Origin of the sequence: Sporolactobacillus caesalpiniae, assembly GCF_040513385.1 — a bacterium.
GTDB lineage: Bacteria > Bacillota > Bacilli > Bacillales > Sporolactobacillaceae > Sporolactobacillus.
In genome coordinates this window covers 139824-147628 of record NZ_JBEVCB010000008.1, presented here as the reverse complement: position 1 = coordinate 147628, position 7805 = coordinate 139824, and the positions used below count along the sequence as shown (strand labels likewise).

Annotated in this window: 7 protein-coding genes; 2 read left to right on the top strand and 5 right to left on the bottom strand. The window is 40.4% G+C overall.

The features are described from left to right. Positions 1 to 80: 80 nt before the first annotated feature. Positions 81 to 407 (bottom strand): hypothetical protein, encoded by a 327-nt coding sequence (locus tag ABWW58_RS16330; protein ID WP_353870138.1) that lies wholly within the window; start codon positions 405 to 407, stop codon positions 81 to 83. 127 nt (positions 408 to 534) lie between these two features. After that, entirely contained in the window at positions 535 to 834 is a 300-nt protein-coding gene (locus tag ABWW58_RS16325; RefSeq protein ID WP_353870137.1) for a hypothetical protein, read from the bottom strand. Positions 835 to 1013: 179 nt separating this feature from the next. Between ABWW58_RS16325 and ABWW58_RS16320 the strand changes: the two genes are divergently transcribed. Then, positions 1014 to 1214 carry a hypothetical protein gene (locus ABWW58_RS16320; RefSeq protein WP_353870136.1) on the top strand — a complete coding sequence of 67 codons (201 nt, stop codon included), beginning with the start codon at positions 1014 to 1016 and terminating at the stop codon, positions 1212 to 1214. A 603-nt stretch (positions 1215 to 1817) separates the two neighbouring features. On the opposite strand, the gene ABWW58_RS16315 is transcribed toward ABWW58_RS16320, so the two are convergent. The 3 genes from ABWW58_RS16315 to ABWW58_RS16305 all read right to left on the bottom strand — a co-directional run bounded on the left by ABWW58_RS16315 (position 1818) and on the right by ABWW58_RS16305 (position 5735). Continuing rightward, entirely contained in the window at positions 1818 to 3179 is a 1362-nt protein-coding gene (locus ABWW58_RS16315; protein WP_353870135.1) for an IS4 family transposase, read from the bottom strand. Between the two features lie 475 nt (positions 3180 to 3654). Next, on the bottom strand, positions 3655 to 4488 hold the full coding sequence (locus tag ABWW58_RS16310; protein WP_353870134.1) for a PD-(D/E)XK nuclease domain-containing protein: 834 nt from the start codon (positions 4486 to 4488) through the stop codon (positions 3655 to 3657). An 8-nt stretch (positions 4489 to 4496) separates the two neighbouring features. Further along, the gene (locus ABWW58_RS16305) at positions 4497 to 5735 is read right to left on the bottom strand and encodes an ATP-binding protein (protein ID WP_353870133.1); all 1239 of its coding nucleotides are present in this window, start codon (positions 5733 to 5735) and stop codon (positions 4497 to 4499) included. Between the two features lie 387 nt (positions 5736 to 6122). On the opposite strand from ABWW58_RS16305, the gene ABWW58_RS16300 reads away from it, so the two are divergent. Further along, positions 6123 to 7736, top strand: coding sequence for a DUF7309 domain-containing protein (locus tag ABWW58_RS16300; protein ID WP_353870132.1), 1614 nt, complete (start codon positions 6123 to 6125; stop codon positions 7734 to 7736). Positions 7737 to 7805: the final 69 nt, after the last annotated feature.

Genomic DNA, 7805 nt, shown 5'->3' with positions numbered 1-7805 from the left:
GATGACCGCGATGAGTTTTCCGGTTTCTGTATAGATTTTGACCATCTCATCGTAGACGTGCTTCATTTCTACTCCGATGCTCATTGTGCATCCCTCCAGAAATAGTGTTCCGGCTGAGTCAGCTTGGCCGGTGAATGGAATCCTTGAAGGGAAGTGAGTCCCTTTCGCTGCAGTAAGTTGCGCAGATCTTCAAACAGAAAATGAGATCCGCTGCCGAGCACCTGTGTTGCAAGTGCCTCTTTGGCGACATCAAAAGCCGCTTGCCAGTTAACCCAGTAAAAGAAATGGGCATTAGGGTCATGTTCAAGCAACCTATTAAGTGAGTCGTCGGTTATTTTTCTCGGCAGCGCATCGTGCGCGGTTACAAAAAGAAGGAATCGATGCTCTGCGTGTGTCAGCAGCTGCATCCGTTCATGGTTGAGATCGAACGTGTTGTTCTTTTAAATCAATGTATTGTTCGGCCAATTGATCGCCATCATAGATTTGGAGCTCCTGCTTTGCTTGGGTTCGGTTGGCATCATGCCGTCCGCTATACTATTTTGCTTCGATAATAATGGCGATCGGCGGCTTTGTTTTACGTGTAATGAGGATCAGCGCGTCTGGCTCACGTTTGTAGTGCGTTGTTTTCGGCCAGAAGAGATAATCTGCCGTCAGGCAATCGGTAAAAATGTCGTCGATTGGTTGTCCGGTTTGAGTATTGATTGCTTTTCTGAGAAATGGGATGAGTCCGAGATTGACAGGTAGATAACGAAAGGTGGAGAAAACGTCCGAAGTCAGCAGGTCTTCCTTGGCTTCTAATGTGGGCAGTTTTCCATGAAGCTCTGCAATGGTCATTCGATCACTACTTTCGTAGGAGATGGATAACCCTAGCATTCTACATATTATGACTTTATTCCTGCTTATTTTACAAAAAATAGGATTTTATCCTGCAAAATACCTGTATTTAAAGAACATGGATGGTGACCCGTATGAAGATATTTAGGGACAATAAACATATGGAGGTGAAGGGTAAAATGGCTACAGAAGCACTAAAAAATAATGAATACAATAGAACCTTTCACATAAAGGAAAAAGATTTCAATGATTTATTGGATAGTGATCCTATCGCTGTCACCCCTTCCCCGTTGGTTGATCGCCTGATCGCGCAGACTGGAAAAGAACGTTTATTGGATGCTAGAAAGTTTATGGAGAAAAAAACATGCCCGATAAAATAGAGACAAAGGTCTATGAGTTATCGACACTAGTTGAATCAAGTTCAGAGGAGGAGGTAAAATCAATTACTCTCCTCTTTTTCTTGTGAGAAAAATCCGCACGTACAAAATTACTTACATCACAAAGCAATTTTGAATGAACAAAGATGTGTTACGAAGACTTATTTAGTGATTAATAGCGAAAGTTATTGCTAAGCAAACGTACATAAGAACCGTATCTATTGAGTATGATGCTGACAATGATTTTCTGGATGATTACTATACATTGGACATAAAAGATTATGAGAAAAAATATGAAAAAGCCAAATTATACTGTTTTCATAAAATACAATTGAATAAAAAGCCGGACAGTAATCAATTTTTAGCTGCTCTGAGAATTAATTGAACGAGTTAATACAGGTTAACTCATGTTCCATTTCATGGTGGTCTCAGATATAGTTGAATTATTCTGAATCATTTATACTATAATAAAGGTGCAATAATAAAGCTGCCGATTTTCGGCCATCGGCGGCAAGGTGACAACAAACTGCTTCTATCCTTCGATTCAATTACATTATTTGGGTGTGGACAAGAGATTTAGGAAACAGGGAATTGGATTTACACTACTCAACTTTCGCACCCTAATTTGGGCAGATAAACCTTGATATAGTTGGGTAAGCTCTCAATCCATTGTGTCAGTTGACAAGTAACCCATCTTTTGATTGATTTTTTTGTTTTTGTTAGGGCGTCATGAAGAATATCCATGAGCTGCGTCAGTGCTACAGCCCAATCCAGTTCATTCATTTCGTCACAGAGTTCATAAAACATACCACCAAGGGTTCGATTATCTGTACTGCAACGGTTTTGCCAAGACAGGAGAATAAACCTTGTAAAGACAATGGTTGTGTGGCTAATCAGCAGATCGTACGATCTGCCCTGGAACTCTTTTTGAAGCTTAAGAAATGACTTCGTTGCTTTAAAAAATAATTCAATGTCCCATCTCATGCCGTACGTACGAATGATTTCCTGTTCTGTAAGTGTGCAGTCAGTACTTAAGATGGCTAGCCATTCACTTTGTTTATTGCGGTTTTGAACGAACACAACTTTGACCGGGACTCCATTAGCCATTGTGGTACGAATAGAACGTAAAATTTCTTTGTGACTGGTTACGGGCTTCGACAGTCGATACAGCGTTCTTAATCCAACCCATTGAGAGCCTACTCGATAGCGCTGATTCGTTGGTTTCACCATACCAATAACATCGATACCTTGATCGGTCAAAGCCTTGATCAAAGGTTGTTGGGTAAACCAGCTGTCCATCAGAACATAGGATGCATCAATTCCGTTCAACAAGGCCCGTTTAACCATCCCAGGGATTTGTTCAGGAGCTGTTTGTAAAGCTTCGATTCGTCTTTTATAGCCGGAACAACGCTTATCAATCGTCGAATTGATATCATTAATTTTTGCCTTTTCTTTGCTTGAACTAAGGAGTGAAAAATCAATGGGCAGGAACGTTGATCCGTCGGACCATCCTAATGTCAGCATACGAAATCCTTTGTAGTGTCTTCTCCTGGCATGGTCAAAACAATGAGCCAAAAGTTCGACGCGCTTACTGCGGTCGCGATAAAAAGATGAATCATCCAGAATGAGTACTTTAGTGTGGCAGGTGCTCGTCAAACGGCTGACTTTCATAATCGTGAATACGCTTAGTGCCGTCAGGAAGCGGCGCCAGGCAAACTTCGGGTAGTTTAAAAAACGATAAACAGCATCCTTGCCTGGTAATTCATCTGCTTTATTACTCTCCAGTAAACGATACCAATTTCTTTGGGTAAAGATCAGACGAAAAATAAGCTGAAAAAGATAACCACTGGAAAAGCCGAAGGCTTTTTGAATTCCTGCCTGACGTAAATGTTTTAGAATCCTCAACTCATTAAAATTCACTTTTATTTCTGATGGCAGTTGATTATTTTGACCTTTTTTCGCTATCATATAGAGGGCACCTCTTCTTTTTGGTAGTGTATTTCGTCAAAATCACTATACCAAAAATTGAGGTGTCTTTCTATTTTGTCAAGGAGTGTAATGAATAGGCTACAAAGCACGTTATATCAAGGGCTATTTCGGATTTTTACTCTGCGAAAGTTGAGTACACTACTAATGTCTGCGATTGACGAATGTTCGAAAACTTAAAGATATTCCTAATGAATAAAGCAATTAAGCATCCTGTTTAGAGGGTGTTTTTATTATGTAAAAAACTCAGGATCATTTGCCGCCTGTTTCATGACTTGCCAAAATGGAATCAAGCCTTGGAATCCTTAGTTGAATTTATTGAAAGCAAGCCCTGATTATCCATTCCCCCCCTTTATAACGCACTGATAAAGCCGCCGATGTGTATTCATCGGCGACAATATGACAACAAGCTACTCCGTATGTTCGATCTTATAGTTAATCACTTGTACGCAGCTTGTCAAAAAGGACCAACAGGCTGCAGCACGAATGTTTCTACTATTTTCCCAGCTTCATTTTTGTTTTTCGTATAGTTTTTTACAAATGCATCCTTGTTTTTAATGACCCGATCCTTGTCGTAGATAAAAACGAATAGATGGCTAATCGGATAATTCGTGATGTCAGCGCCAATTTCTTCAGTCAATTCACGTTCCTTCATTGAATCTCTGCTGCATTTTGTTTCTATAGCAAGATCATAATCGTTTAAAATAATGTCAAACCTGATGGAACCGTAACCCACATCATTCGGCACTTCGCAGCGAGCGGTTGGAAATACAGGTTTAATCAATGAAAACAGTATTCTTTGCAGATCATATTCATTGCCAATTTGAATTTCATTCAGAATGTCTTGTTGAATTGTTCCTTTTCCATGAACTGGATCATGATACAACGTTTGCATGTGCTGATCAAAATGCTGCAACATTCGTCTCAGAATAACGCACGCGGTCCGGATGTTGATTTCATCACTCTGATTTGATTCATCTTGAGCTTTCTGAGCAATCGACACAAGAAAACGCTGAACCTCCAATAGTACTTTTTTAAAGTTATTTCGGCTCTCTTGTTCTGAAAATACATTAATTACATACTTACTTTTGAGAGTAAATCGCTTTGCTATGGATTTGTCTTCAAATAATGATTCGAGTACTTCTGTTACCTGTTCTCTCCAGCTTTGATACTCTTCAGTAATGGTACTGATATTACTGTTAGGACGATCTATTTTTTCAAGAAATTTATTCAGCGATTCAATTTGTTCATTGTATAGTCGATTATTCATGCACTTCTCATTGTTTTCCATTGGGCACCTCATTTATTTCGTAAGATATCCAGCGAATAGAAACCCCAGCGAATGAAGAAAAGAAACAAAGGATCAAGAATATAAAGCTGATTGTCTTTCCATTCAAAAACCTGATAAATCAGTTCGCTCTCAGACATAATGTCTTTAATATGCCTTAGCGAATCCTTAATTTTCTTGTTGCTCAATTTATTCGTTGTTTTCTGCAAAATCAAATCAATTCTCTGTCTCATTTCATCAAATGAAACACTGAGCACCGGAGGATCTTTGGCAACAGCCATCAAAATAATACTGTATATGTCTTTCTGATCGCCATTGATCAGTGTGTATGTTTTTCTTTTCTGTCCTCTTGTCGGAGGACCATCCTCGAGCTTTTTGACAATCTCGAGATAAGGCAAATTACTCGTTGTTGCTTTAAAGCTTTGCTCAACCATCGCTTTGCCTATAAGGGTTAATTCTGTTTCCAAGCTATTTTCAGTGAGAAAAGATAAATTTAAGCAAATCGATTGCATGAGTTGCGGGGAAGCAAGACTCTCTTGAGCCATCAAATTCGCCTGTTCATCTGTTATGCTAATGCCCAGCTTCTGAAACCCGGTCACTGCAATTTGTTTTAATTCATCCGTCTCCCATGGCAGCATATTTATCAAGCTTAATCGGCCGCTTAAATCAGGGTTTTTTCTAATTGCATCGTCCGCGCGATGGGGCAGTGAAATGACAATAACCTTTAGTCCTTTTCTGATTGCATCCTTTAATTGATAAGCAATATCAAACTGTAGTTTCGCCGTTGCGTAATGAAAATCATCCAAAACAAGGACTAACTCATTTTCAACGAAATAATTAATGATTCTGTCTTTCTTCGTACCATATTTTTGTTTCGTTGCGATTTCTCTTTCTTCCTGACGATCTAATCCGTCATTTATACGTTCTTTTTCAATACGTTCACCTTCAAATGACAATCCTAATTTATTTGCGACTGGTAGCCAAAAGCCGTCTTCCATAGTTCTAAAATCAGCACCAGACAAAGATACAATCGCTTTCACTCCAAGCACTTTCTCACATAAAACAGTTTTGCCTATTTTGGATGGCCCGATAATTGAGGTTAAAAAACCGGGAGTATTCAGTGCTTGCCTCAATCTCTGTTCATAAGTGAAGACTGATTCCGGAGATTTACGTGATACATACGTATATTGCGGGAAGTCTCCTGGACGGAAAACATCGCTTCCGCTCAACTTTTTTTCACCTTTAACCAACCTTGGCACCACCTTGTATAGCCTTTTTCCCTATTATACCCTTAATAATTTTATTTTAAAATCTAATAATTTCCCATTTCTAGTAAAATACATTCAATTACAAAGTTCGTGATTCACACTAACTATTCCTTCATAACATATATATCTTGAATGCTCCTTCAAATGCTAGACACGATGACAAAGTCATTTCACGAATTTCTCTATTTCAATTAAGAATCTACTAACAAATAGTCGTCATACGATACCGATGTACACCCCCCTCTTGTCCAACCCCGCCTATTTTCTTTATAATTGGTTTGTGACTCTATGGATAGGGAACATGAAGCTAAAATAACAGCAACTTAACAGAGTCAACCCACAACCTTTTTTCATTCGGAGGACAAGCTGATGAACATTCAAATAAAAATTTCGATAAAAGGCAGTAAGCCGCCTGTCTGGGCCAGGATCCAAGCAGACAGTATGATTACCGTTTCGGATCTGCACGACTATATCAACGAACTATTTGGTTTTGACTATAATGATGCGTATATTAAACTGCCGAAGCACCTCGGATATTCACTTAACTCGGGAACCACTGATGTCTTATTCGGTGTCTTTCATGATGAGTTTGGGCAGCTCACTGAATTTGGCCCGGAAGCTCTGAATGATCATCAGTATATGGTTTCGGATTTTCTCATTGAGCCTGGAGACAAGGGCCGCTGCGTCACTTCAGATAAGCAGTTGGAAATCAAACTTGAACCGCTTAAAGATGAATACGAGCAGCCTGTACCGCGCTGCGTCGGATGCAGCCGCGCAATGGTTCCCTATTTGAACAGCTTATTAATGGATGAAGATGGGACATTTTTTGATGATCCTTTAAGTAATCAAGCAGGGGCTGTTGAAGATCTCACTGAATGCTTGAGCATCCATCAGCTCGATGACGACGAAGAAGACTTAGCTCAATTTACTGTTGATCCTTCAGATGACGAGAATTGGTTCGATCTCTTGCGTGCTTCGGAACAATTTGCGGATCTTGAGCCATGGCGATGGCTGAATTCGGATCAAGTGCTCGTGCTGGACCTTCCCAATTTTCCACAACGGGTGTACTGCTGCGTTCTTGGACAAATGGGAGATGAATTCGGTCTGGTTGCCTATGTCGGTGACGAAGGATTGGCGTTGATTCATCGTCTTTTCACGAATTCGGCTGCTGCAGTTAACACGCCGATAACGGCTCAAGTGTTCAATCTCTCACTATGCAGACGCGGAACTTTTCCTGAGGAAGATCGATCATTACTCTACATGTTGGATCATGGTCTAGAAAATAGGGATCATTGGCCGATGCTGCGCGTTCAAAACCCCGGCTATATGAGCTGGATACCTCAGGGGGAAGAGGTCTTTCTGTTCGCCGATATTATTAATAAGATTTCAGCGCTCGTGCATGATTATCAAGATCGAATTGAGCAATTCCCTTTTTATCAAGACCACGAATGGTTTCTTAGAAAATATGTTCTCGATGAGCAAGGATTCGAAAAATCGGTTGATGGTACCATCGAGCCGATTGCGAGCAAACAGGTCCAATTGCGGCATGCCGAACCCATGATCAATGCCGTTGATCTTCAGCGGATAAAGAAAACGACGCGCCAGAGCAAATCATGGGTAGAACTTGGCGGCGGTTTCGCATCGTTTACTGTTGCACAAGAAAATGACAACAGACCGATCTACCCTTGGCTCGAGCTCGCTGTCGATCACATTAACGGACAAATTCTGCTCCATAACTTAGCATTGCCGGATCAATTTAATGAACAAGCTGTTTATGTACGCACAAATCAGGATTTTCTTTTGAAAATGATTCAAGAAACGGCGCAGCGTCCGAGTGGCATTCTTGTAGCTGATGATCATCTCTATCATGCGTTATTTTTATTATGTGAAAAGCTCGGAATCATTTGCAGCCTGTCCAATGACTTACCCAAGTTGGACCAAGCAATGGAATCCTTAGCTGAATTTCTGGAAAGCCAACATTGATTGTTCATTTTCCCCCTATGGGGCTTGATGCATTCGGCTTGTTTGGCCTGATAGGCGCTTATAATCGTC

Bases quoted from the DNA above. Each gene is read 5' to 3' on its own strand.
- ABWW58_RS16310 (WP_353870134.1), bottom strand. From the start codon at position 4,488: ATGGAAAACAATGAGAAGTGCATGAATAATCGACTATACAATGAACAA.
- ABWW58_RS16315 (WP_353870135.1), bottom strand. From the start codon at position 3,179: ATGATAGCGAAAAAAGGTCAAAATAATCAACTGCCATCAGAAATAAAA.
- ABWW58_RS16300 (WP_353870132.1), top strand. From the start codon at position 6,123: ATGAACATTCAAATAAAAATTTCGATAAAAGGCAGTAAGCCGCCTGTC.
- ABWW58_RS16325 (WP_353870137.1), bottom strand. From the start codon at position 834: ATGACCATTGCAGAGCTTCATGGAAAACTGCCCACATTAGAAGCCAAG.
- ABWW58_RS16320 (WP_353870136.1), top strand. From the start codon at position 1,014: ATGGCTACAGAAGCACTAAAAAATAATGAATACAATAGAACCTTTCAC.
- ABWW58_RS16330 (WP_353870138.1), bottom strand. From the start codon at position 407: ATGCAGCTGCTGACACACGCAGAGCATCGATTCCTTCTTTTTGTAACC.